This is a genomic window from Pseudomonas kielensis, assembly GCF_014236655.1.
Lineage (GTDB): Bacteria > Pseudomonadota > Gammaproteobacteria > Pseudomonadales > Pseudomonadaceae > Aquipseudomonas > Aquipseudomonas kielensis.
Genome location: NZ_JACMYG010000002.1, coordinates 1 through 24,096, shown reverse-complemented (window position 1 = coordinate 24,096; position 24,096 = coordinate 1). Strand labels below are relative to the sequence as shown.

Below are 24,096 nucleotides of genomic sequence, written 5' to 3'. Positions count from 1 at the left end.
TGGCAACAGGAGCGCCGCGCCTGTTGCCAGGGCGCCCCACGGGCATCACTGCAACGGCTCTACCAGCAGATACCCTCTAACCCGCTACCGCTGGACTTGCGCATAAACCCCACCAGGTCGAAGACCTGCTTGTCGGCGGGAGCCCGCTCTGCAAGGAACGCGAAGGCTTCATCGCCGTTGCCCAGGACGATCACGTCGGCATTGGCGACCACTTCGTCGAAGTTGGAGCGCAGCAACGACGATACATGGGGAATCTTCGACTCGATGTAGTCGCGGTTGGCGCCGTGAACACGGGCGTACTCGACGTTGCTGTCGTAGATGCTGAGGTCGAAGCCCTTGCCGATGAGCATCTCGGCCAGCTCCACCAGCGGGCTTTCACGCAGGTCGTCGGTACCGGCCTTGAAGGACAGACCCAGCAGCGCGACCTTGCGCTTGTCGTAACTGGCGATGATGTCGAAAGCTTTGCGCACCTGCGCGGCGTTGCTGCGCATCAGCGACTCGATCAGCGGCGACTCGACGTCCAACTGGCCGGCGCGATAGCTCAGCGCGCGCACATCTTTGGGCAGGCAGGAGCCGCCGAAGGCGAAGCCCGGGCGCATGTAGTAACTGGACAGGTTGAGCTTGCGATCCTGGCAGATCACCTCCATCACCTCACGACCGTCGACGCCGACCGCCTTGGCGATGTTGCCGATCTCGTTGGCGAAGGTGACCTTGGCCGCGTGCCAGACGTTGCAGGTGTACTTGATCATCTCCGCGACTTCGATGGTCTTGCGGATGATCGGGGCATCCAGCTCGCGGTAGATCTCTTCCAGCAGGTCGCCAGAGGTGCTGTCCAGCTCGCCGATCACCGTCATCGCCGGAAAGTCGTAGTCCTTGATCGCGGTGCTCTCGCGCAGGAACTCGGGGTTCACCGCCACGCCGAAGTCGGCGCCGGCCTTGAGCCCGGAGTACTGTTCCAGGGTTGGAATCACCACATTGCGCAGAGTGCCCGGCAGCACCGTGCTGCGTACCACGACCGTGTGACGGGTGGTCTTGAGCGGTAGAACCTGGCCAATCTGCCGGCACACCTCTTCGATGTAGGACACATCGAGGTCGCCGTTGCGCTTGCTCGGCGTCGGTGGTGCGAGGAAGGAAATATCGGTTTCGAGGACGGCCTCGCGAACATCCAGGGTGCCGCGCAGCCTTCCGCTGGCGACCCCTTGCTGCAGCAACTCGCCCAGACCCGGCTCGACAATGGGCGATTTGCCACTATTGATCATATCGATCTTCAGAGCCTGAACATCGACCCCGATAATCTGATGCCCTCTTGTCGACAAGCATCCGGCACATACCGCGCCGACATAACCCAGACCAAATATGCTGATTCGCATGCTACGAACGCTCCTTGCAACTTAAGGTCATGGAATGTCCCTATAACATTCCCGTATCCATTTACAGGCAACTTGAATCCACGACCTGCAAACAGTAGGACTGCGCAACTTGCGCCGCCCTATATACATCAACTTGATTAACTTCAATATCTCTTGTGAAAACCCACGCGGGCGCCAATTACCGCCATATAAAACAACGGTACTGGCAAGCACAAGACAGACGATAGACAACGTGAGTGCGGCGCTACTGAAGCTGCGAGATCCCGCTGAGCAGCTGTAGGCCGGGACATATGGTGAGCACTTGGACAAAGCAAAGCAATAGAGAAACTGAAAATAAATCACAAAGAATGACTTTAATTTAATGACGCCAAAACAACGACAACCCAGCCATTTAATAGTAATGGCAAAGTTAGCTGTCAGCTTTATGACGGCAGTATATTTACGCTAACCAAACTGCACTAACGCGCCGTTTTTCTTGCCATATTAATGACGACTAAAATATGACGCACGATGCTATTTTTATGGCGCCGCTTTCTCGTCAATACTTCAATACCAAGGATTCTTGCGACGGGCAGTTGCGCGATGTCTTTGGAAAAGGGGGGCTGAAGTAGTGTGTTGCCGCTGACCGGGAATTGATCCATTAATGCCAGCAAGGGAAAAAGCGCATTCGCCATGACTAAGCCAAACCCAGAATCGCGCCGCGACCTTCAAGAGCCGGTCTACGACTGGAAATGGTCGGCTGTTGAGTTGATGCGCGGGCGCTAGATGGCAACGGCCCTATCAGCGCCGCCACACCTATGCCTCAATGATGCTTTCTGCTGGCGAATCCAATCTGGCAGCAAAGCAACTCGAATCGATCCAGGATCATCATCTTGAAGGACATCCCGACCCATAGCGGACTCTCAGACAGTAACTATGAGTAATTTTGACCGTCTTAAGGTTTCAGATCCCATGCCTTGAGTTTTTTTGCAGCCGTGCCGAAAGGCCCCAACTGGTACACGGCCGCACCGGCTGGTGAGAAGACAAATGACTGGAATGGCTCGGCATTCATTTTGTCGAGATAGTCACGGGGAGCAACTCCCGTGCTCACATGGGGATTGAAATTCTCACCAGACATTTTCGGGACAAATGTCGATACGTACTGGATGAGCGCCGCGTCACTGCCGGGATCGTCGTGCGCAGCAGTGAACGCTTCAATCGGGCCGGCTTCTACGGTGAACGGCTCCACGGCGGCAATCATGTCCGCTTGCAGCTTGATGATTTCCGCCGTTGGCTTCGCGCAAATGCCGGCGACCCCGAGCGCTCCAGCGGGCGCGTAGTAGTATTTGAACGCCTCCAGCTTCATTGCTTTGACGTTGGCACTGACGAGAACTTTTTCCGCAGCGGCATAGACCTTGTCGAGATCCTCCGTGCGGACGAATCGCTGAATCAGCGTTATATGTGGACGGTGCTCGGCATCCAGAGCGAAACCTTTCGGGAACACCGCGAGCAGGCGGGCGTTATTGGCGTCGGCATATTTGAGCATTGTGCTGTCTGGCTCCAGGAGGATATCAATGGCGGTGACCCTGGACTGCGCGGCCGGGAAAACTGTTTTCCAATCGTTCTTCATGCTGACCACAGTCCAACCGCTCGACTTCGCCTGCTCATCCAGTGCCACTGGGAAAGCACCCAGTTTGACGTCCGGCAATCCACGAGCCGGACCATAGGCGAATTCACGCGCCGCATCGTCGTGTAGCACAAGCAACTCGAAACGCGCACCGCTGCCGCCTTGCGTATATTCCAGCATTTCTTTGTCGCCGCGGGAGTTACCAAAGGCGGCAATAGGACGGCGGCCAATATGCTGATTGATGCCGACCGGTTTATCGCTCTTGTCATCATTGAAATTGAGTTCTGACAGGCGTTCGAGCACCGGCTTGCCGTCACGCAGTTCAAATTTCGTCTTGACGCTGCTGCCAATGATCTGTTCTGGCGGGATGCCGTAAACCTGCTCGGTCCACGGCCGCATGAACTCAATGCCACCACCTGACACGATGAAGTTCTTGAAACCGTTCTCGCGCAAATAGGCGAGCAGTTCGAGCATGGGTTGATAGGTCATGTCGGTAAAGCGCTTGCCGGTCTCCGGATTTTTCGCCGTCGCGATCCAGTCCTTGACGATCTTCTCGAACTCAATCGTGGTCATGCCCGTGTGGGTGGCCATCACTATTTCAAGCAGCGCGTGGTCGCTCCCCGCCAGAGCGGTTTTCACATCCCCCTTGAGCAGCGACGCGAACGGCTCCTCGGTTTTCCACTCGGGGTGCTGAGCGCCAAGTACCTTTACGCGGTCGAGCGCGAAGTACAACTGAACAGGCAGTGGCTGCTCGCTCCAGAGCGTACCGTCGTTGTCGAAGGTGGCGATGCGTTCCGGCACCGGCACAAAGTCTGGCGAACCCGGCTGGGTGACCTTCTCGACGAAAGTCACGATGGACTGTTTGGCTTTACCATCATTCCAGGAGGGAAGTGGATCCGCGGACTGAGCGCCGAACGCGGTCAACGTCAGCGCACAAGCCAATATGGCGGCCAGAATCGTTTGTACTCGTATGGCTTTCATCAGTGCGGCACTCAAAATAGAGACCGCACCCAGTGGAACGGATGCGGCTCAGTTAGCAGGCTCAGCGCTTCATATGGCGGACATCATTAATGCTCTCCTTGCGACATCTCTTCGACCTGCTTTTGCATCTTCGATAAGTTGAACGAGCCTGGCGTCTGGCTCGGTGGGTAGTCCTTCATCGTCATCAGGAACTTGCCGACCATTTCGGTGATCGGCACGATGGCGTAAACGTGATCGATCCACCAATCGTTGTAGGTGTTGGAGTTGTGCTGGGCTTTCTCAAACGGATCGCGGCGCAGGTTGAAGATCAGTGGCGCACGCAGTTCGACGAAAGGTTCGCGCCAGAGGTCCATGGTTTCTGCGCGGTTTTCCATGAAAACCACCTTCCAGTCCTGGAAGCGAGCAGCGACGATCTCACCGATGTCATTCACATAGATGAACTCGTTGCGCGCAGACTCTTTTGTCTTGCCAGTGAAGTAATCGAACTGGTTGTAGCCATCGATATAGTTCCTGTAGGTACGACCGTTAAGCGCTACGCCCTTGAGCAGCTTTTCCTTGATATCCGGCGCGCCAGCGATGGCGGCGAACGTCGGTAGCCAATCCTCGTGCGCCACGATGCCGTTAAGCGTAACCCCCGCGGGGAAATGACCTGGCCAGCGCACAAACATCGGTACCCGGTAGGCGCCTTCCCAGTTGGTGTTCTTTTCACTGCGAAAGGGCGTGGTACCTGCATCAGGCCAGCTGTTGTAGTGCGGACCGTTATCCGTTGAATACTGGACAATGGTGTTGTCGGCGAGGCCGAGATCGTCGATGACCTTGAGTAGTTCGCCGACTTGCATGTCATGCTCGACCATGCCGTCGCTGTATTCATCCTGCCCGGAAATGCCGCGATGTTCGGCCTTCACATGAGTGCGAAAGTGCATGCGTGTGCCATTCCACCACACGAAGAACGGTTTACCGGCTTTAGCCTGACGCGTAATGAAATCCTTGGCGGCCTCGACGGTTTCTTCATCGATGGTTTCCATGCGTTTCTTGGTGAGCGGGCCAGTATCCTCGATAGTCTGGCCACCCTTACCGTCCGCAAAAGTATGAAGCACACCGCGCGGACCGTATTTCTTCAGGAACGCAGGATCTTTCGGATAGTCCAGGTTCTCTGGTTCCTCTTGAGCGTTCAAGTGGTAGAGATTGCCGAAGAACTCATCGAAGCCATGCATGGTCGGCAAATGCTCATCCAGGTCGCCTTCATGGTTCTTGCCGAACTGGCCAGTGGCGTAGCCCTGACTCTTCAGGATCGTGGCCATGGTCACATCGGTCTTCTGCCAGCCTTCCTTCGCACCGGGCAGGCCAACTTTGGTCATGCCGTTGCGGATGGGGACGGAACCTCCGATGAAGGCCGCACGTCCGGCGGTACAGCTTTGCTGGGCGTAGTAGTCGGTGAAGCCCAGGCCTTCCTTGGCGATACGGTCGATGTTAGGCGTCTGGTAGCCCATCATGCCTCGATTGTTATAGCTGATGTTCTCGATGCCAATGTCATCCCCCCAGATAACGAGGATGTTGGGTTGATTGGACTGTGCAAAGGCTGTGATTGACGACAGAAAAATACTTGAGGCGGCGAGCAGCATTACCGTTCGTTTCATGGCTATTACTCCTGAGGAACAATTGCACCGAGCACGCTCATTTTTCGCAGGTTGTTGTAGTGCCGAATGCGCGGAATACCGTTGAATCGATGTTGTTTTTCGACATTGCCGGGTTGCCGGCTCATTTAGGTCGCTGCTCTGCCAAACCATGTCGCCGCAGTGGGCAACCTGTTTCAACGTCGGCTGAGTTTTCACGCTGCCGCTACAGACGGATCTGATTTAAATCAACCAACCGGCTTTTACACGATTGGAGACGGGGGCCGATGTAGGTCATCGGCAAATGGTGAGCTTGACGTCGCGAGTCAGCTTCTTTGAGCTGTACTAGAACGCTGCACCGATGCGATCAAGAGGTATCGTGCTTTGTGTTGCATGGTCACTTTGAATGATCACTATTGGCCGATTTCTACCTGTCGTGACCGGCTGAAAACGGCCAACAGCGACCCGCCGATTCCAGAAGAGAAATCACAGGTACATATCTTCAATCTGAAGTCAGTCAAAAGAAGGGCTGTCTTCAACCGGTATTCCGGCCAGGAATACGCCCATGAAAATCATAAATTTTATTTTTCTCTTTGGATCTCGTAGCGTGTCTCCTTCTGCATAAGGAGATGACCCTGTGAGTAATTCCCGCCTGCGCTTGTATGTTGACTCTCAATTTTCCAGCCCCTATGCCATGTCGGCTTTCGTGGTACTCCGCGAAAAGGGCATCGAATTTGAAATGAGCCCGCTAGACCTCGAAGCGTCTGAAAACCAGTCGGAGGTCTATGCCAGCCTCTCGCAGACCCAGCGGGTACCCACACTTGTGCACGGGGACTTCGCCTTGTCTGAGTCGTCGGCGATCACTGAGTACCTGGAAGATGTTTTCCCCCAGGCACCGGTGTACCCACAAGACCGTTTGCTGCATGCAAAGGCACGACAAGTCCAAGCATGGGTGCGCAGTGACCTGCTGCCCATTCGGCAGGAGCGTTCCACATTAGTTGTGTTTTATGGCCTCAAATCAAAGCCCTTGTCGCCAGCTGCCGAGTCGGCAGCGCGCAAGCTGTTCGGTGCCGCGCAAACGCTGCTTGGCGACAATCCCGAGTACCTGTTCGGCCAATGGTCGATCGCCGATGTGGATCTGGCCTTGATGCTCAACCGGCTGATACTCAATGGTGACTGCGTACCACCCGTGCTGGTGGAGTACGCGCAGCGTCAATGGCAACGACCAACCGTACAGGAGTGGGTCAGATTGCAACGTCCTCCGATGTAGTCGGCACACGTATTACTTATGGACCGTGACTTGTTTTTAGAGAGAGGGTGTCAGGCTCGTTTCAGAAAATAGGCCAAAATACTGCCTGTCCTTTCACCGCACACAGCTTGGGTCGATAGTGAGCCCTACACGACAGGTGGAATCGGCCCAGGTTTGTGTAAAAACAGCTTCCAAGGTCGACGGAGTACGTTTAAGGCCATGTGTTGAATGCAGCCTGGAGATTCTTGGTATGGTGCGAGAAGCTCGCTCTTTTAAGGACAAAAAATGATTTCACATGTATTCATCGGAGTGAATGACTTCAATCGAGCATTTGTGTTTTATCAAGGGGTCATGCAGATACTCGGACTTGATCTCAAGTTCACAGACCTTGAACGCCCATGGGCTGGCTGGAAACACCCCGACACGGCGCGCCCTCTTTTCGTGGTGGGCAAACCGTTCGACGGTGAATTTGCGACGCCAGGAAATGGGCAAATGATTGCGCTGCTGGCACCTAATCGGCAGATCGTACACAACGCGCATGCTTTGGCGTTGGTATTGGATGGAACATGCGAAGGCGCTCCGGGACTACGCCCCGAATACCATCCGAATTTTTATGGGGCGTACTTTCGAGACCCTGAAGGAAACAAGCTTTGCGTCTGTTGTCACGATCCGAATAGTTCAAGTGTCGGATCTATCTTTGGCTGACCTCGTGAGCAAACATTGTCGAGAGACGAAATCAAACGTCTGCTCCTGGCCGATTTATGCCTCTCCGGAAGGGCCGCAAACCCAAAGCTGCCTCTCATGAAGCGGCAAAAATGGCTTCATTGGCGAAAGGCAGTCAGGATTGCCCGCTTCTGGAAAACCAGGCGGCGATCACTCATTGCTCATCTGGGCCAAAACGCGCTCACGCTGACAGATTTCTTCTTCCACTGCTCTCACCTCCCTCATGTAAGCCTCTACCGCCGGTGGCAGTGAGCGCTCTTTAAGGTAGATGAAGCCATAATGGGTACGCAGTGCGAGGTCATGGGTGGGTAACGGCACGATTTCTCCTGCCCTGATTTGCGGCTCAAACGTCGACAAATTCCCCAAGGCAAGGGCATTACTGCTCTCGACGAATTTAACGATTTGCATGGGCACATCTATTTCGATGGCCGGTACAAAGTCACCCGTCAGCGCATCATAAGCGCCGGCACAGCCCAATGTTGCCGGTAGCAAGTGGGTCGCCAGTCGCAGCGGTATGCGCGAGGCCACCCACGGGTAATCGAGTGTTTGCGCCAACGTTGGTGATCGTTTTTGCGAAAGCAGCGGATGGCCTGGACGACAAAACAGGCGGCCCTCATGCTCGCCGAGCAACTCACAGGTGAACTCTTCCTGGCCTTGTAAGGTGCTGATTTCGGCGATCCCCAGGTCCACTGTGCCGCTGGCTACCTGATGAGCAACCTCACGCCAGCCGGCGACATGGGCAGTGATCCTGATCTGCGGATGCCGGGCATGCAGTCGCGCGATGCTGGCATAACCGCTGGTGACGCTTGGGTAGGGACCCAAAGCCACTTTCAGTGCGCCGATATCCCCGCCCGCCAACAAGGCGATGTCGCGGCGCAAATCCTCCTCAACCATCAGCATACGATGGCTTTTTTCATGCAGTAACCGACCAAACGCCGTCAGCACGACGCCCTCTGGGCGTCGGTCGAACAGCGTGACCCCGAGTTCGCTCTCCAGCAATTGGATGCTTTTGCTCAGCGCCGGTTGAGAAATGCCCAACGTTTTAGCTGCCCGACCAAAGTGCGCATGTTCAATCAGCGCCAGAAACTGGCGTAGACGGCGTGGGGTCATGTCATAACCTTTATGTTATCTAAAATCGTTAAAACTGAATTTTTCGCAATCGAATGAATATGCTATTCCTTTGCCGGAAGGGTCAAGCGGCAAACGCCTGAAAGGTTGCGCTGCCGACGCTCTTTGACACCCCCTCTTGGCGCAGGAACCTACTCATGTACAACAAGACCTTCCATCTCGCCCTAGCGATTACGCTTGGCAGCAGCTTCAGCCCTGCGATTTTTGCCGATGATGAAAATGGCGCAGTTACCGATCCCGCTTCCATCAAGAACGGGCACTTCGACAGCAACGGTAAAGCACCTTCGTCTTACACGATCGAAGCCCAGAATGGAGTGCGCAAGACACTTCCGTTTGCGGACAAGCGTGACTTTGAAGAAGCCAGGAAAGGCTTTATCGCCGCACCGGCCTACAACAAGATCATGGCCGAGAGCGGGAACGTTGCCTGGAACATGGGCAGCTACAACTTTCTGTTGGACGGCAAGGACTACGACAGCATCAATCCGTCCCTGCAACGCCAGGCGGCACTCAACATGGCCTTCGGTCTGTATGAGGTAGTTCCGGGGAAAATTTATCAAGTGCGCGGGTTTGACCTAGCGAACATCACCTTCATCAAAGGCGATACGGGCTGGATTGTGTTCGACACCCTCCTCTCGAAGGAAACCGCCAAGGCTGCACTGGATTTCATCAATGAAAAACTAGGCACGCGGCCCGTCGTCGCGGTGGTGATTTCGCACTCCCATGCTGACCATTTTGGTGGCATTCGAGGGGTGGTCGATGAGGCTGATGTGCGCAGTGGTAAGGTACCGGTGATTGCCCCGGAAGGTTTCATGGAGCACGCCGTGGCTGAAAACGTCTATGCCGGCAACGCCATGAACCGTCGGGCGTTCTTGCAATATGGCGTGCTGTTGCCGCACAGCGCTTATGGTCATGTCGACATGGCGATTGGTAAAAATGTCTCCAATGGCAACATGGGGCTGATTGAACCCAACCGCTACATTGCGAAAGATTTCGAGACCATGACCATCGACGGTGTCGAAATGGAGTTTCAGAGCACGCCCGGCACCGAAGCGCCCGCGGAAATGAATACCTGGTTTCCACAGTTCAAGGCCTTCTGGGCGGCCGAAAACATCACGGGCACCATTCACAATATCTACACCCTGCGCGGTGCTCTGGTCCGAGACCCACTGGTCTGGTCGAAGAACATCAACAACGCCCTGTATCGCTACGGCCAGCAGGCCGAAGTCATGTTCGCCGCACACAGCTGGCCACGCTGGGGCAATGAGCGTATTCAGGACGTCATGCGGGGGCAACGCGACGCCTACGCCAACCTGAACAACGCCGTGCTGCACGCGGCCAACCAGGGCGTCACTATCAACGAAATCCACAACGTCTACAAACTGCCCGACAGCCTCAAAAACAACTGGGCGACCCATAGCTATCACGGCTCCGAGGAGCACAACAGCCGCGCCGTGATCAACCGCTACCTAGGTTACTGGGATGCCAATCCGGCGACGCTGATGCCGTTGTCACCCAAGGATTCGGCACCGCTGTACGTGGAAATGATGGGGGGAGCCGACAAGATTATGGCCAAGGGTAAATCCTTGTTCGATCAGGGTAAGTACCGTGAAGCCTATGAAATCCTCAATAAACTGGTCTATGCCGAACCGCAAAACAGCAAGGCCAAGGACTTGTTAGCAGACGTCTATGAACAGGTCGGCTATCAAAAGGAGAGTGCCGGGGTGCGCAACAGCTTCCTTGCTGCGGCGTACGAATTACGCCATGGAATGCCCAAGGGATTGCCGCCCAAAACCAGCGGGCCTGACATGATCCGCGCCATGAGTACAGAGTTATGGCTGGAATACCTCGGCATTGCCCTAGATGGCAGCAAAGTCGCTGATCAACACTTCGTGTTTAACCTGAAGACGCCCGACAACGGCGAGCAATTCGTGGTGGAGTTGAGCAATTCGACACTGACCAGTATCAAAGGGCAGCAAGCCAAAAACGCCGACCTCACCATTACCCTCGACCGCTCTGCGCTTGAGGGCGTAATGGCCAGAAAAACAGGTTTCGATCAACTTGTCGCGGCCGGCAAAGCCACCTTCGAAGGCAATCGAAAACCTTTCGAACTGTTGATGGCAGCCATGACTCCATTCACCCCAACCTTTGAGCTACTGCCTGGCACAAAGCAGTAATCGATCAGGGAGGCGTGCTTCTCCTGCCACAGGGTGATGCACGTCCGCCAACCCACCTGCATCAAAGCAATCCTCAATAAAGACTACGCAAAGGACTTCCATGAACGCTGCGCTGAAAAGTATTTCCTGATCATCTCGTTCCTGACCGTATGCAGCATCGCGCTGATCTATGGCATAAGCCCGATCGGGTTTGCCCGTACCAGCCAGACAATATCCCCCATCTGCTGATCACGTTTACATAGGCGATAAGGATCGTCAGGGCCAAGACGCGGGCTGCAAAAGAGCCAGAGTCGACCAAGACGTTAGCTGGGAGGCGCACCGTGGAGTCGCTGGCTCCGGCGCGAGAAGCGTTGATGAAACAGAAGGAATTGACTTTCCTCGCTGGCGGGAAGGTGTTTCTCAACACAATTGCCGGCGAGCCCTGGAAGCATGCCGAATACATCTACCGGGTAATCTGGATGCCAGCCATGAAGACGTCAGGTGTTAGGTGGCGGCGACCCTATCAGAGTCGCCATCACCTATGCCTCGATGATGCTTTCTGCGGGCGAGAATCCAATGTGGGTCGCCAAGCAGCTCGGCCACAAAGACTGGACCATGATCGCCAAGGTTTATGGTCGCTGGATGCCCTCCGCAGATGTAGGAGCCGGAGGGCGAGCCGAGGCACTTTTTGCCGGTAATGACAGCGTTATGACAACATATCCTCTAGACAGTACGGTTTAACTCGAATCGATCCAGGTTCATCACCTTGGTCCAGGCCGCCACGAAGTCCTTGAGGAACGCCTGCTGGCCGTCGCTGCTGGCATACACCTCAGCCAACGCACGCAGTTGCGCGTTGGAGCCGAAGACCAGGTCGACGCGGGTGGCGGTCCATTTCACGGCCCCGCTTTTGCGGTCGCGAGCTTCGAAGGTCTCGTTGCTGTCCGAAGTGGGTTTCCACTCCACGCCCATGTCCAGCAGGTTGACAAAAAAGTCGTTGCTCAAGGTTTGCGGCCGCTGGGTAAAGACGCCGTGGGCGGTGTGGCCGACGTTGGTGTCGAGTACGCGCAGGCCGCCCACCAGGGCCGTCATTTGCGGGGCCGTGAGGCTCAGCAATTGCGCCTTGTCGATCAGTAACGCCTCGGCCGACACCCGGTATCGGGTCTTGAGGTAGTTGCGAAAGCCGTCGGCGATCGGTTCGAGGAAGGCGAACGACTCTACATCGGTCTGCTCCTGGCTGGCATCCATGCGTCCCGCCGTGAACGGCACCGTCAGGCTGTGCCCGGCGTTTTTCGCCGCCTGCTCGATGCCGGCGCTGCCGCCCAGGACGATCAGGTCCGCCAGGGAGATTTTCTTGCCCGTGGTCTGGGCGTTGTTGAACTCGCGCTGCAGCGCTTCGAGTTTGCCCAGCACCTGGGTCAGTTGCTCGGGTTGGTTGGCCTGCCAGAACACCTGTGGCGCCAGGCGCAGGCGCCCGCCGTTGGCGCCGCCGCGTTTGTCCGAGCCACGGAAGGTCGAAGCCGCGGCCCAGGCGGTGGACACCAGTTGCGCCACGCTCAGGCCCGAAGCCAGCAGTTTGCCCTTGAGCGCGGCGACATCGGCGTCGTCGACCAGGGCGTGATCAAGCGCAGGGATCGGGTCTTGCCACAGCAGCTCTTCGTTGGGCAGTTCCGGGCCGAGGTAACGCGAGAGCGGGCCCATGTCGCGATGGATCAGCTTGAACCAGGCGCGCGCGAAGGCATCGGCCAATTGCTCGGGATTGTCGAGGAACCGGCGGGCTATTTTTTCGTAGATCGGATCAAAACGCAGGGCCAGGTCCGAGGTGAGCATGGTCGGGTTGCGCCGTTTCGAGGGGTCATGGGCATCGGGTATGGTCCCGGCACCGGCTCCGTTTTTCGCCGTCCACTGGTTGGCGCCCGCCGGGCTTTTGCTTGGCTCCCAGTCGAAGCCAAACAGGTTTTCCAGGTAGTTGTTGCTCCAGCGGGTCGGCGTGGTGGTCCAGGTCACTTCCAGGCCGCTGGTGATGGTGTCGGCCCCCTTGCCGGTGCCGAAGGTGCTTTTCCAGCCCAGGCCCTGCAACTCAAGGCCGGCGGCTTCCGGTTCGGCGCCGACATGCTCGGCCGGCCCTGCACCGTGGGTCTTGCCGAAGGCGTGGCCACCGGCGATCAGGGCCACGGTTTCTTCATCGTTCATGGCCATGCGCGCGAAGGTTTCGCGGATGTCCTTGGCCGATGCCAGCGGATCCGGGTTGCCCTCAGGGCCTTCCGGATTGACGTAGATCAGGCCCATTTGCACGGCGGCCAGTGGGTTCTCCAGGTTGCGCCCCTGGTCGGTGCGGCTCTCTTCCTCGCCATGCAGGTCGGGCTCGGCCACCAGGGTGCCGTCGCCGGGTGCCTGCATTGGCTCCTGCCCCTTGCCGTAGCGCGTGTCACCGCCCAGCCACTGGTTTTCCGAGCCCCAGTAGACATCTTCATCCGGCTCCCAGACGTCCGCTCGCCCGCCGGAAAAACCGAAGGTCTTGAAGCCCATGGACTCCAGCGCAACGTTGCCGGTGAGGACGATCAGGTCGGCCCAGGAGATGTTCTGCCCATACTTCTGCTTGATCGGCCACAACAGGCGCCGGGCCTTGTCGAGGCTGACGTTGTCCGGCCAGCTGTTGAGCGGGGCAAACCGCTGCTGCCCGGAGCCGGCCCCGCCCCGCCCATCACCGGTGCGGTAGGTGCCTGCGGCGTGCCAGGCCATGCGCACAAACAGCGGCCCGTAGTGGCCGAAGTCCGCCGGCCACCAGTCCTGGGAGTCAGTCATCAGGGCGTTGAGGTCTTGCTTGAGGGCTGCAAAGTCGAGGCTTTTGAACGCCTGTGCGTAGTTGAATCCCGGGGCCAGCGGGTCGGACAGCGATGAGTGCTGGTGCAGGATGTTCAGGTTCAGTTGGTTCGGCCACCAGTCGCGGTTCTTCGTGCCACCGCCAGCGGCGTGATTGAACGGGCATTTCGATTCAGTTGCCATGTGTGAGCTACCTTTGGTCGAATTCATCCAGCTAACTGGCCCAGGATGGGCCCGATACAGCGACGAGCGAAATCAATGACATAGGTTGCAGGACCGAGAGTTCGATCAACCGATCGGGAGGGTCACACGGCAAAACATGAGCGCGGCAAGCAAATTGCCAGCAACGGTGACCAACGTTAGGCCTGGTAAACGTGCAACGTCTTCCTCTCTCCTAGTCAGCGCCATTCCGGCCGGCTCGCGCCAGCTCAAAATTAAGGCTAGTCCCCCGCCAAGGACTGGGCAAATAGCGCCAGTATTGATTGGCGATAGCGATAATCTCTTATCGCCGGTCATGGAGCCGTGCAAGCATCAAGCCTGTCAGCGTTCTGCTGTCCGGACGAGGTCCCGACCATGAACACCCGCGCACGCCCCACGGCGTTCCACGAAGCGGGCCATGCCCTGGCTTTCTGGTGGAATGAGCGGCCTATCGAACGGGTCACCGTCCGCACCCAGGCCGAGGCCGCCAGCGGCCCGATGCTGGATCTGCATGGCAATCTGCAGCAGGTCGAGGGGCTGGTGGAGGCCAGCTATTTTGTCCTGCGCCCGTCCGGCGAGGCCCCCGGCGTGGCGGAATACCTGCCGTCGATGGTGGAGTGGATCGAGCGTGACCTACTCAACTGTTTTGCCGGCCCGATAGCCGAAGCGATCTACCGGCATGCCCCGCCCGAGCAGTTCTTCAAAGGCAGCGGCCGAGGGGACTGGGTGCGGGGCGAAGAGTTGATCAGCCTGCTGCCTGCGCGAAAACTGCTCGACGCCCACTCCCGCGCCATCGCCCGCTCCCACTGCCTGGTGCAGCGTTACTGGCCGGCGGTCAGCGCGCTGGCGCAACGGCTACAGACCGAGGGCACGGTCGACGGGCAAACCATCACCGCCTTGTTGTGGGAACTCAGTGAGGAATCGCCCGAGCGCCGCGATCACACCCTGGCAAGCCTCGACCGGACTGGCGCTTGACTGACCGCTTGTAGGCGCGAGCCTGCTCGCGAAGAACCCGAGGACGCCGCACAGCGCCAGGCTGGGCCTGTCTCCTGGCAGCGGACGCCAAGAAGCTGGTTATCCAGCCTTCGCCTGCCCCCACCGCTCATTCCAAACCCTCCTGCAACAGCGCCTGCCTCACCGCCGGGCGCTGGTAGACCCGGGTGTACCACGCCTCGAGATGGCTCAATCCATCGAAGTGAATATCGGCCTTGTAGAAGGAGCGCAACCACTGCGCCTGTCCCCAGCCGATGAGGGCGAACAGGTAGGCATCGGCGACCGTAAACCGCTCACCGAGTAAATACTCACGGTCCGCCAATTGCTGGTCGATCCAGGCAAAACGCTGTTCAAGCTTGGGTTTGGCGGTGTCCACATACTTGCCGGCCAGCCCGGCATACAACAGTGGAATAAAACCTTTGTGGATCTCCGAAGAGAGAAAACTCAACCACTCCTGCAACCGGTAACGCTCCAGCGTGCCATGGGCCGGCGCGAGCCCGGATTCGGGCAACTGATCCGCCAGGTACTGCACGATCACCGGCCCCTCACGCAACCGCGTGCCGTCGTCCAACTCCAGGATCGGCACATAGCCCAGCGGATTGACCTGCAGGTAATCACCCTCGCCCACCACGGTGTGCTGGCGGTGGTCGACCTTGAGCAACTGGACGTCCAGTCCCAGTTCATTGATGACGATGTGCGGCGACAGCGAGCAACTGCCGGGGATGTAATACAGCTTCATGGGCGACTTCCAAAAATGGGTGAAGCCACATTCTTGGCGATCAGGTATATAAACGGAAGAAGGCAGTTTTTTATCATCTAGGTACATAAAATATACCTACCAGCACCCTGAGGAAGGCTCGATGAAACACAACGTGACCGGCTGCTCCGTCGAAGAAGCCATGCGCCTGCTCGGTGGCCGCTGGCGGTTGCTGCTGGTGTCCTACCTGCTTGATGGCCCCAAGCGCTTCAATCAACTACGCCGTGACGTCCCCGGGATCTCTCAGCGCATGCTGACCCTGGACCTGCGTGCCCTGGAAGACGTCGGCCTGATCAAGCGCACGGTCTACCCGACTGTCCCGGTCAAAGTGGAATATGAACTGACCGAAGACGGCAACCGTCTGCGCCCCGTGGTGGCGGTGATGCAGGAATTTGGCGTATGGCTCAAGCTCAGCGGCCGCGCACGAATGCCGGTGGAGGCTGCGGGACTGGAGACACAGGGGGTGAACCAGGGTTAACCCAGGCTGTGGCAAACTGCGGCAAGACCGGCACGGCACAAGCCGCCACGCACCACCAGGACTGCTCAAGCAAGGAGAGGCAAGCCCATGCCAACCGTCAGCGTTCGCCCACTGCACATGACCGACATTCCAGCCTTGCTCAGATTTGAAATCACCAACCGTGACTGGTTCGAATCGCAGATCGATCCGCGCGCCGCGGACTTCTATTCAGTGCAGGGCATTACCGCGCACGTCGAGGACTATCTGCGCGGTTTTGCCGAAGGGACCTGGCAGCCCCTGGTGCTCGAAGAGGCCACCCAAGGCATCGTCGGGCGGGCCAACCTCAAAGACATCGACTCGACCCGGGGCTGTGCGGAAGTCGGTTATCGGATCGATCGACGCTTCTGCGGCCAGGGCCTGGCCACTCTGGCCCTGCAGCAACTGATCCACGAGGCACGGGAGCGCTGGCAGCTGCAGTACCTGGTAGCGGATGTGTACACGCGCAATGTCGGCTCAAGCAAGGTGCTTGAACGCTGCGGATTTGTCCTTGAGCCGCCTCCTGCCGCAGACCCGCACAAGCTCGATTACCGCCTGGTCCTGGGGCACTGATGGGCGGTCACTGCGCCTGGAAGGTCTGCAGGTAGGCCAGCAGGTTGTCGATTTTCTCCAGGTCGCTCAGGCCCCAGAAAATCATGCGGGTGCCCGGCACGACTTTTTTCGGTGCCTGCAGGTATGCCGTCAGGGTTTGCCGGCTCCAGACGAGGTTCGCCGCACGCATGGCGTCGGAGTACTGGTAGTCCGTGGTGCTCGCACTGGGGCGGCCGAAAATCGAGTTCAACTGCGGGCCGAACGAGGCGCGCGCCGATTCGCCGACCTGGTGGCAACCACCGCACATGCGGTTGAACAGTTTTTCGCCGGCCGGCACGTCGCCCGCGGCCCAGGCGCCGGTGCTGAGCAGCCAGGCGAACGTCAGTGCTACGGTGTTCTTCATCCTGTGGATCCCATCGGTTGTGGCTGACCAGCGGTGCGGGCGCTATTGGAGCACGCGAGCCGGCCTCAGCCCAGCCTCGGCTGAAATTTCTTGCGGTAGGCCGCCGGCAACAGGCCAACCCGTTGCTGGAACAGCCGGCGGAAGGAGTTGCCATCGGCGTAACCCACGGCGTAGGTGATGCTGTCCAGGGTCATGCGGGTGGATTCCAGCAATTGCTTGGCCTTTTCCAGGCGCAGGGTCTGCAGGTAGGCAATGGGCGTAGAGCCCGTGGCTTCCTTGAAGCGCCGCTTGAAGTTGCGCACCCCGAAGCCAAATTGCCGGGCGATGTCATCGATCAACAGCGGTTGGGCAAACCGCTCCTCCAGCCACTCCTGGACCCGCAGGATCTCGCCATCGCCATGGTTCTTGGGCAAGGACCACAGCGCATACACCGTTTGCTCGCGGCGCACGTTATCGATCAGCAGGTACTTGCCACAGGTGTGAGCCAGCTCCAGTGAGGCAAAACGCCGGACCAGGTGCAGCAGTAGGTCAATCGCGGCACTGGCCCCGCCACTGGTGATCAACTGCTGGTCCTCGCAGAGCATCTGGCCCTCGTCGAGATCGACCTCTCGGTAGCGTCGGCGCATGTAATCGGCAAACGCCCAATGGGTGGTGGCGCGTCGACCATCGAGCAAACCGCTCTCGGCCAGCAGGAACGACGCGGTGCAAATCGACGCCAGCACCGCCCCCTGCTGGTGTTGCTGCCGCAGCCAGGGCCCATAGACGGCGAAGGTCGGCAACGCGTCCTTGAGGGTGAAGAGGAACCCAGGAATCAACACCAGGTCAGTGTGCTGGATCTCGGCCAGCCCATGATCGACGCGCAACATCTGCCCGCCCCCCGCGGCAACAGGAGCGCCGTCGAGCGAAGCACTGACCACCTCAAACGGCGGACTGTCGCTGAACAGGTTGGCCGCACTCAGCACTTCCAGGGCAAGGGTCGCGGCGGCGGCAGAACAGTGTTCGGCCAGGAGCAGGGTGATATGCATGGAGGACTCGTTTGCGCTTTTCGCATGGTTTAAGTCATTTGTGCACCTAGCTTAGCCGATCACCCGGTTTTACAGTGCAGCGATTGTTCTCCTGGTCTCCAGGAAACACTCTCGCTGGCCAGCCAGCTCCTGCACAGGTACCCCGTATGAATCTTTGGTTTCGCTTGCTGTACATGCTGTTCCGTCGACCCTGGCGCCAACCGGTGAGCGGCCGGGTCACCACGGTCGTGCGCATGCGCGTCTGGCCGCTGGACCTGGACCTCAACCGCCACGTCACCAACGGCCGCTATTTCAACCTGGCCGATGTCGGGCGCATGGACTACGTCCTGCGCAGCGGGGCATTTCGCGTGGCGCTGCGGCACAAGGCCGTGCCGATCGTCGGTGATGTCTGGGGCAAGTTCCGTCGCGAGTTGAAGCTGTTCGAACGCTTCGAGATCCATACGCGGATACTGGCCTGGGACGCCAAATGGAACTTTATGGAGCACCGCTTCATCAGCAACGGCCGGGTGGTCGGCGTGGTGGTGATGCGCGGGCTGTTCCGGTCCGGCAAAGGCACGGTTGCGCCGGGCGAGTTCGTCCAGGAAATGGGCCTGGCCCCGCAGTCACCGCCGCTGCCCGAGTGGCTGCGAGCCTGGGCCCAGAGCTGCGACGACCTGAGCCTGCAACTGCGCGACGAGGAACGGGTGACGGCCTGAGGTCCTTTGGGGGGAAAGGAAGAAAAACCGAATTTCGTATACCCTATAGGCACCTCATTCCGAAGATTCGCCGCCGTGACCCAATCCAGACTCAACGCCCCCGACCTAGGCAATACGCCTTCGACTTCGGAAATCATCACCCGCCATCTGCGCGACGCCATTGTCGCCGGGCATTTTGCCGAGGATGAGCCGATTCGTCAGGATGACATCGCGCGCCAGTTCAACGTCAGCAAGATCCCCGTGCGCGAGGCCCTCAAGCGCCTGGAAGCCGAAGGCCTGGTGATGTTCCAGCGCAATCGCGGGGCGATGGTCACGCGCATCTCCGATGCCGAACTGGCGCAAATGTTCGAGGTGCGCATGCTGCTCGAAGACAAGGTGCTGCGCCTGGCCATTCCCAACATGACCGAAGCCACCTTCGCCCGGGCCGAGAGCATCTGCCAGGAGTTCATCGGCGAAGATGACGTCGGGCGCTGGGCCGAGCTCAACTGGCAACTGCACGCCTGCCTCTACGAGCCGGCGCAACGGCCCTTCCTGGTGAGCCTGATCCGCTCGGTCAACGACAAGCTGGAACGCTACCTGCGCATGCAGATGAGCCTGTCGGCCGGCAAGGAACGCGCCGACCACGAACACCGGGAAATCCTCGCGGCCTGCCGGGCCGGCGACGTCGACCTGGCGGTAAAACTGCTCGACGAACACATTGCCGGGGTCTGCAAGACCTTGTTCGAGCACCTGCCCCACGCCCACTGATCTTGCGCTTCGCTGTGCCGATTTCGTCATCGGCAACGGATAAATCCATCAAGCCGGCACCCCGCTGCAAAGGCCACTCTTCTGTTCACTCATCTGAACGGACGTGGCCCCCCATGAAACGCATCACCGTGATCGACTCCCACACCGGCGGCGAACCGACCCGCCTGGTCACCGCCGGCTTTCCTGACCTGGGCCGTGGCAGCATGGCCGAGCGACGCCAGTTACTGGCCGAACACCACGATCAGTGGCGCGCCGCCTGCGTCCTCGAACCTCGGGGCAGCGATGTGCTGGTGGGCGCCCTGCTCTGCGAGCCCGTGGACCCGAGCGCCTGTGCCGGGGTGATTTTTTTCAACAACACCGGCTACCTGGGCATGTGCGGCCACGGCACCATCGGCCTGGTGGCGTCCCTGGCGCACCTGGGCAAGATCGGCCCCGGCGTGCACAGCATCGAGACCCCGGTGGGCACGGTGCAGGCGACCCTGCACGAAGACCATTCGGTGAGCGTGCGCAACGTCCCCGCCTATCGCTACCGCAAGGCGCTGGCGCTGCAGGTGCCCGGTATCGGCCAGGTGGTCGGCGATATTGCCTGGGGCGGCAACTGGTTCTTCCTCATTGCCGAACATGGCCTGGCCATCGCAGGCGACAACCTGGAAGCCCTCACCGCCTACACCTACGCCGTGCAGCAGGCGCTGGAAGTCCAGGGCATCCGCGGTGAAGACGGCGGCCTGATCGACCATGTCGAACTGTTCGCCGCTGACCCGCACGCCGACAGCCGCAACTTCGTGCTGTGCCCCGGCAAAGCCTACGACCGCTCCCCGTGCGGCACCGGCACCAGCGCCAAGCTGGCGTGCCTGGCGGCCGACGACAAACTGCCGCCCGGACAGATCTGGCGTCAGGCCAGTGTGATCGGCAGTCAGTTCGAAGGGTCCTATGAGTGGCAGGGCGAACGCATCATCCCGACCATTCGCGGGCGGGCCTTTATCAGCGCCGAGGCCAGCCTGATCATCGAGCAGGATGACCCGTTCGCCTGGGGCATTCGCCCGTGAGCGAGGGCCAGGTCGCCGATGTGATCGTGATCGGTGCCGGTATCATCGGCGCCGCCTGTGCCCAGGCCCTGGCCCGGCGTGGCCTGCGGGTGCTGGTGCTCGACGCCGGCCTGCATGGCGCCACGGCAGCCGGCATGGGCCACCTGCTGGTGCTCGACGACAACCCGGCCGAACTGGCCCTGAGTCAGTACTCCCTGCAACGCTGGCGCGACCAGGCACCGGCCCTGCCCGACCGTTGCGCCTACCGCAGCAACGGCACCCTGTGGCTGGCGGCCAATGCCGAGGAAATGGCCGTGGCCCACAGCAAGTTCCTCAACCTGCGCGCCCAGGGCGTGGCCTGCCAACTGATCAGCGCCAGCGACCTGTGCCGGCGCGAACCGGAGTTGCGCCAGGGTCTGGAAGGCGGGCTGTTGATCAATGGCGACGGCATCCTGTATGCCCCCGCCACCGCCGAATGGATGCTGCAAACGCCGAACATCCAGCAGCGGCGGGCACGGGTCAGCGAGCTCGATGGCAACCGCGTGCGCCTCGACGACGGGCAATGGCTGAGCGCCGCAGCGGTGGTGCTGGCCAACGGCGTGCAGGCCCCCGAGCTGTGCCCGGAACTGCCGATCGAACCGAAAAAAGGCCACTTGCTGATTACCGATCGCTATCCCGGAACCGTCACCCACACCCTGGTGGAACTGGGTTACGTCACCAGTGCACACAACGCCAGCGGCCCGTCGACCGCCTGCAACATTCAGCCACGGCCGACCGGGCAACTGTTCATCGGCGCCTCCCGGCAGTTCGGCACCAGCGATCCGCAGGTCGAGGGCTGGATGCTCGCCAAAATGCTCCGGCGCGCCTGCGACTACATGCCGGGGCTGGCCCAGCTCAATGGCATTCGTGCCTGGACCGGCTTGCGCGCCGCCAGCCCGGACGGCCTGCCGCTGGTGGGCGAGCATCCACAACAGCAAGGCTTGTGGCTGGCGGTCGGGCACGAAGGCCTGGGGGTGACGACGGCCCCCGGCACCGCCGACTTGCTGGTGGCGCAACTGTTCGACGAACCCTCGCCCCTGCCCGCCCAACCCTATCTGCCACAACGTTTCCTCGGAGAGCCCGTGTATGCCTGAATTGATGCTCGACGGTCGCCGCCTGCAGGTCAGCGAAGGCACCAGCGTGGCCGCCGCACTGGCCCTGGGTGGCGATGGCTGCAGCCGCACCTCGGTCACCGGCCAACGCCGCGCGCCGGTGTGCGGCATGGGCATTTGCCAGGAATGCCGGGTGACCATCGACGGGCGCCGACGCCTGGCCTGCCAGACCCTGTGCCGGGACGGCATGCAGGTGGAGACCCGACCATGACGCACTATGCCGACCTGCTGATCATTGGCGCCGGCCCCGCGGGCATCAGCGCTGCCCTGGCGGCCGCGCGCAGTGGTGCGCGCATCGTCCTGCTCGACGACAACCCGCTGCCGGGCGGGCAAATCTGGCGCGATGGCCCAGCGGCCCATCTGCCGCGCCAGGCCCGCAACCTGCGCCAGCGCCTGGACGCCTGCAGCAACATCCGCATTCACTCCGCCACCCGGGTGATCGCCAGTAACGGGCCAAAACAGCTGCTGGTGGAAGACCCGGAGCATGGCTGGCTGATCAGCTACGACAAGCTGATCCTGTGCACCGGCGCCCGCGAGCTGCTGCTGCCCTTCCCCGGCTGGACCCTGCCCGGTGTCACCGGGGCCGGCGGTCTGCAGGCACTGATCAAGGGTGGCCTGCCGGTGCATGGAGAAACCCTGGTGATCGCCGGCAGCGGCCCACTGTTGCTGGCCAGTGCCGCCAGCGCCAAACAACACGGTGCCCAGGTGCTGCGCATCGCCGAGCAGGCCTCGCGCCGCGCGGTGGCCGGGTTCACCGCGCAACTGCCGCGCTGGCCGGCCAAACTGCTGCAATCCTTGCGCCTGTTCGATCCGCAGTACCGCACCGCCAGCCACGTGCTGGCCGCGCTGGGCAGTGATCGCCTGGAAGGGGTCCGCCTGCAACAACAGGGCAAAATCGTTGAACTGCCATGCCAACGCCTGGCCTGCGGTTTTGGCCTGATCCCCAATATTCAGCTAGGCCAGGCCCTGGACTGCGCCATCGAAGGCCAGGCCATCGCCGTGGATGCCTGGCAGGCCTGCAGCCGTGCCGATCATTACGCTGCGGGGGAATGCACCGGTTTTGGTGGCAGTGAACTGGCGCTGGTGGAAGGCGCAATTGCCGGGCATGCGGCGGTAGACGAACGGCAGGCGGCCCAGCAACTTTGGCCGCGACGGGCCCGCTGGCAGGGGTTCGCCAAGGCCTTGAACACGGCGTTCGCCCTCGACCCGCAACTCAAGGCTTTGGCCCAACCGGACACCCTGGTGTGCCGCTGCGAAGACGTGCCCTATGCCGCGCTGACCGAACATCACGACTGGCGTTCGGCCAAGCTGGCCACTCGCTGCGGCATGGGCGCCTGCCAGGGCCGGGTCTGCGGCGGCGCGGTGCAGCACCTGTTCGACTGGCCGGCCGCGGCACCCCGCCCCCCCTTCAGCCCGGCGCGGATCGAGACCTTGCTGTGCCTGGATGAACAGCCGGCGCCCTGAATCCCATGCCGGCCCTTTGCGTTGGGCAGCCTTGCCACTATGATCCCGAGGGTCGCCACCAGACCCTCAGCGCCATGTACCCCACCCTCAACAGTTTCAAGCCCTGCGACCTGCCGACCTTGCTCAGCAGCCTGCACGCCATAACGCCGCTGCTCGACTCCCTGACGGACGTGGTGTTTTTCATCAAGGACCGTGAGGCCCGCTACGCCTTCGTCAACCAGACCCTGGCCCGGCGCTGCGGAAAAAAACACAGTCACGAACTGCTCGGGCTGACCGCCGACAAGGTGTTCCCGGCGCGCTTCGGTCCGCTGTACACCGAACAGGATCGACGGGTCCTGGCCAGCGGCCGGGAACTGTCCGACCAACTTGAGCTGCACCTGTATTACGGCAACCAACCGGTCTGGTGCCTGACCCACAAACTGGCCCTGCGCGACCTGCAGGGCGAAATCGTCGGCCTGGCCGGTATTTCCCGGGACCTGCAACTGCCCCAGGCCAATCATCCGGCATTCCACAAACTCGCCGCGGTGGACGCCCATATCCGCAGTCACTTCGCCCGCCCCATCAGCCTCGCCGAACTGACCGCGATCGCCGGGTTTTCCGTGGCGCAACTGGAGCGCCACTGCAAGCGGGTGTTCCAGCTCACCCCACGGCAGATGATTCACAAGGCGCGGCTCGAGGAAGCGTCGCGGCTGTTGCTGGACAAAGACCTGCCCATCACCGACATCGCCCTGCGCTGTGGCTACACCGACCACAGCGCCTTCAGCCGCCAGTTTCGTGCCCTGACGAGCCTGTCGCCCAGCCAGTATCGTGATAACCAGCACTAGCAAGGCTTGAGATTACTATCGCGCGCATAGCGGGGGTGTTGTGCTCACCACGTACATCGTAGGAGCAAGGCTTGCCCGCGAAAGCGTCCGCCAGGGCAGTGCAATGTTGCGCTTCATCCCAGCAGG

22 protein-coding genes are annotated in these 24,096 nt (G+C 60.1%); 13 read left to right on the top strand and 9 right to left on the bottom strand.

All coding sequences use genetic code 11. The features are described 5' to 3' along the window. Positions 1 to 59 precede the first annotated feature (59 nt). From H7995_RS01765 to H7995_RS01750, 4 genes are all read right to left on the bottom strand, one after another. A complete protein-coding gene (locus tag H7995_RS01765) occupies positions 60 to 1,370 on the bottom strand; it encodes a nucleotide sugar dehydrogenase (RefSeq protein ID WP_166591084.1) in 1,311 nt (436 codons plus the stop codon). A gap of 458 nt (positions 1,371 to 1,828) precedes the next feature. Continuing rightward, positions 1,829 to 2,044, bottom strand: coding sequence for a hypothetical protein (locus H7995_RS01760; RefSeq protein ID WP_185817875.1), 216 nt, complete (start codon positions 2,042 to 2,044; stop codon positions 1,829 to 1,831). A 260-nt stretch (positions 2,045 to 2,304) separates the two neighbouring features. Beyond that, positions 2,305 to 3,957, bottom strand: a complete 1,653-nt coding sequence (locus H7995_RS01755) for an HAD family hydrolase (RefSeq protein WP_166591082.1) — start codon at positions 3,955 to 3,957, stop codon at positions 2,305 to 2,307. Positions 3,958 to 4,043: 86 nt separating this feature from the next. Beyond that, positions 4,044 to 5,594: an arylsulfatase gene (locus H7995_RS01750; protein WP_185817874.1), complete on the bottom strand. Its 1,551-nt coding sequence runs from the start codon at positions 5,592 to 5,594 to the stop codon at positions 4,044 to 4,046. 613 nt (positions 5,595 to 6,207) lie between these two features. Here H7995_RS01750 and yfcF point away from each other — a divergent pair. Beyond that, positions 6,208 to 6,840, top strand: coding sequence for a glutathione transferase (gene yfcF / locus H7995_RS01745; protein ID WP_166591081.1), 633 nt, complete (start codon positions 6,208 to 6,210; stop codon positions 6,838 to 6,840). A 264-nt stretch (positions 6,841 to 7,104) separates the two neighbouring features. Next, positions 7,105 to 7,524, top strand: a complete 420-nt coding sequence (locus tag H7995_RS01740; RefSeq protein WP_166591080.1) for a VOC family protein — start codon at positions 7,105 to 7,107, stop codon at positions 7,522 to 7,524. A gap of 168 nt (positions 7,525 to 7,692) precedes the next feature. On the opposite strand, the gene H7995_RS01735 is transcribed toward H7995_RS01740, so the two are convergent. Beyond that, positions 7,693 to 8,652 carry a LysR family transcriptional regulator gene (locus H7995_RS01735; protein ID WP_182340622.1) on the bottom strand — a complete coding sequence of 320 codons (960 nt, stop codon included), beginning with the start codon at positions 8,650 to 8,652 and terminating at the stop codon, positions 7,693 to 7,695. 155 nt (positions 8,653 to 8,807) lie between these two features. Between H7995_RS01735 and H7995_RS01730 the strand changes: the two genes are divergently transcribed. After that, entirely contained in the window at positions 8,808 to 10,844 is a 2,037-nt protein-coding gene (locus tag H7995_RS01730) for an alkyl/aryl-sulfatase (RefSeq protein WP_182340624.1), read from the top strand. 702 nt (positions 10,845 to 11,546) lie between these two features. Here the strand turns inward: H7995_RS01730 and katG are convergent. Next, entirely contained in the window at positions 11,547 to 13,826 is a 2,280-nt protein-coding gene (katG, locus tag H7995_RS01725) for a catalase/peroxidase HPI (RefSeq protein WP_185817873.1), read from the bottom strand. 390 nt (positions 13,827 to 14,216) lie between these two features. Between katG and H7995_RS01720 the strand changes: the two genes are divergently transcribed. Continuing rightward, a complete protein-coding gene (locus tag H7995_RS01720; RefSeq protein WP_166591076.1) occupies positions 14,217 to 14,816 on the top strand; it encodes a hypothetical protein in 600 nt (199 codons plus the stop codon). Positions 14,817 to 14,943: 127 nt separating this feature from the next. Here the strand turns inward: H7995_RS01720 and gstA are convergent, their stop codons facing one another. Continuing rightward, positions 14,944 to 15,573, bottom strand: coding sequence for a glutathione transferase GstA (gstA, locus tag H7995_RS01715; RefSeq protein WP_166591075.1), 630 nt, complete (start codon positions 15,571 to 15,573; stop codon positions 14,944 to 14,946). 121 nt (positions 15,574 to 15,694) lie between these two features. Between gstA and H7995_RS01710 the strand changes: the two genes are divergently transcribed. Further along, a complete protein-coding gene (locus H7995_RS01710; RefSeq protein WP_166591074.1) occupies positions 15,695 to 16,069 on the top strand; it encodes a winged helix-turn-helix transcriptional regulator in 375 nt (124 codons plus the stop codon). 87 nt (positions 16,070 to 16,156) lie between these two features. Continuing rightward, the gene (locus H7995_RS01705) at positions 16,157 to 16,657 is read left to right on the top strand and encodes a GNAT family N-acetyltransferase (protein WP_185817872.1); all 501 of its coding nucleotides are present in this window, start codon (positions 16,157 to 16,159) and stop codon (positions 16,655 to 16,657) included. Positions 16,658 to 16,664: 7 nt separating this feature from the next. On the opposite strand, the gene H7995_RS01700 is transcribed toward H7995_RS01705, so the two are convergent. Then, positions 16,665 to 17,039 carry a c-type cytochrome gene (locus tag H7995_RS01700; protein WP_185817871.1) on the bottom strand — a complete coding sequence of 125 codons (375 nt, stop codon included), beginning with the start codon at positions 17,037 to 17,039 and terminating at the stop codon, positions 16,665 to 16,667. 65 nt (positions 17,040 to 17,104) lie between these two features. Further along, positions 17,105 to 18,064: a GlxA family transcriptional regulator gene (locus H7995_RS01695; RefSeq protein WP_185817870.1), complete on the bottom strand. Its 960-nt coding sequence runs from the start codon at positions 18,062 to 18,064 to the stop codon at positions 17,105 to 17,107. A gap of 146 nt (positions 18,065 to 18,210) precedes the next feature. Here H7995_RS01695 and H7995_RS01690 point away from each other — a divergent pair, with 146 nt between their 5' ends. From H7995_RS01690 to H7995_RS01660, 7 genes are all read left to right on the top strand, one after another. Then, complete coding sequence (locus H7995_RS01690; RefSeq protein ID WP_182340638.1) at positions 18,211 to 18,759, top strand: acyl-CoA thioesterase; 549 nt, start codon at positions 18,211 to 18,213, stop codon at positions 18,757 to 18,759. A 75-nt stretch (positions 18,760 to 18,834) separates the two neighbouring features. After that, positions 18,835 to 19,506, top strand: coding sequence for a GntR family transcriptional regulator (locus tag H7995_RS01685; RefSeq protein ID WP_166591069.1), 672 nt, complete (start codon positions 18,835 to 18,837; stop codon positions 19,504 to 19,506). Between the two features lie 113 nt (positions 19,507 to 19,619). Then, positions 19,620 to 20,552, top strand: a complete 933-nt coding sequence (locus tag H7995_RS01680; protein ID WP_182340640.1) for a 4-hydroxyproline epimerase — start codon at positions 19,620 to 19,622, stop codon at positions 20,550 to 20,552. Beyond that, a complete protein-coding gene (locus H7995_RS01675; protein WP_185817869.1) occupies positions 20,549 to 21,664 on the top strand; it encodes an FAD-dependent oxidoreductase in 1,116 nt (371 codons plus the stop codon). Before H7995_RS01680 ends, H7995_RS01675 begins: the two co-directional genes overlap by 4 nt. Continuing rightward, positions 21,657 to 21,893, top strand: a complete 237-nt coding sequence (locus tag H7995_RS01670; RefSeq protein ID WP_166593145.1) for a (2Fe-2S)-binding protein — start codon at positions 21,657 to 21,659, stop codon at positions 21,891 to 21,893. The genes H7995_RS01675 and H7995_RS01670 overlap by 8 nt, the downstream gene beginning before the upstream one ends. Then, positions 21,890 to 23,146: an NAD(P)/FAD-dependent oxidoreductase gene (locus H7995_RS01665; protein ID WP_185817868.1), complete on the top strand. Its 1,257-nt coding sequence runs from the start codon at positions 21,890 to 21,892 to the stop codon at positions 23,144 to 23,146. Before H7995_RS01670 ends, H7995_RS01665 begins: the two co-directional genes overlap by 4 nt. A gap of 74 nt (positions 23,147 to 23,220) precedes the next feature. Then, entirely contained in the window at positions 23,221 to 23,970 is a 750-nt protein-coding gene (locus H7995_RS01660; RefSeq protein ID WP_185817984.1) for an AraC family transcriptional regulator, read from the top strand. Positions 23,971 to 24,096: the final 126 nt, after the last annotated feature.

Coding starts and splice junctions, on each gene's coding strand:
- H7995_RS01755 (WP_166591082.1), bottom strand. CDS start 3,957: ATGAAAGCCATACGAGTACAAACGATTCTGGCCGCCATATTGGCTTGT.
- H7995_RS01730 (WP_182340624.1), top strand. CDS start 8,808: ATGTACAACAAGACCTTCCATCTCGCCCTAGCGATTACGCTTGGCAGC.
- H7995_RS01740 (WP_166591080.1), top strand. CDS start 7,105: ATGATTTCACATGTATTCATCGGAGTGAATGACTTCAATCGAGCATTT.
- H7995_RS01690 (WP_182340638.1), top strand. CDS start 18,211: ATGAATCTTTGGTTTCGCTTGCTGTACATGCTGTTCCGTCGACCCTGG.
- H7995_RS01710 (WP_166591074.1), top strand. CDS start 15,695: ATGAAACACAACGTGACCGGCTGCTCCGTCGAAGAAGCCATGCGCCTG.
- H7995_RS01700 (WP_185817871.1), bottom strand. CDS start 17,039: ATGAAGAACACCGTAGCACTGACGTTCGCCTGGCTGCTCAGCACCGGC.
- H7995_RS01735 (WP_182340622.1), bottom strand. CDS start 8,652: ATGACCCCACGCCGTCTACGCCAGTTTCTGGCGCTGATTGAACATGCG.
- H7995_RS01720 (WP_166591076.1), top strand. CDS start 14,217: ATGAACACCCGCGCACGCCCCACGGCGTTCCACGAAGCGGGCCATGCC.
- H7995_RS01680 (WP_182340640.1), top strand. CDS start 19,620: ATGAAACGCATCACCGTGATCGACTCCCACACCGGCGGCGAACCGACC.
- gstA (WP_166591075.1), bottom strand. CDS start 15,573: ATGAAGCTGTATTACATCCCCGGCAGTTGCTCGCTGTCGCCGCACATC.
- H7995_RS01670 (WP_166593145.1), top strand. CDS start 21,657: ATGCCTGAATTGATGCTCGACGGTCGCCGCCTGCAGGTCAGCGAAGGC.
- H7995_RS01665 (WP_185817868.1), top strand. CDS start 21,890: ATGACGCACTATGCCGACCTGCTGATCATTGGCGCCGGCCCCGCGGGC.
- H7995_RS01750 (WP_185817874.1), bottom strand. CDS start 5,594: ATGAAACGAACGGTAATGCTGCTCGCCGCCTCAAGTATTTTTCTGTCG.
- H7995_RS01705 (WP_185817872.1), top strand. CDS start 16,157: ATGCCAACCGTCAGCGTTCGCCCACTGCACATGACCGACATTCCAGCC.
- H7995_RS01660 (WP_185817984.1), top strand. CDS start 23,221: ATGTACCCCACCCTCAACAGTTTCAAGCCCTGCGACCTGCCGACCTTG.
- H7995_RS01695 (WP_185817870.1), bottom strand. CDS start 18,064: ATGCATATCACCCTGCTCCTGGCCGAACACTGTTCTGCCGCCGCCGCG.
- H7995_RS01760 (WP_185817875.1), bottom strand. CDS start 2,044: ATGGCGAATGCGCTTTTTCCCTTGCTGGCATTAATGGATCAATTCCCG.
- katG (WP_185817873.1), bottom strand. CDS start 13,826: ATGGCAACTGAATCGAAATGCCCGTTCAATCACGCCGCTGGCGGTGGC.
- H7995_RS01765 (WP_166591084.1), bottom strand. CDS start 1,370: ATGCGAATCAGCATATTTGGTCTGGGTTATGTCGGCGCGGTATGTGCC.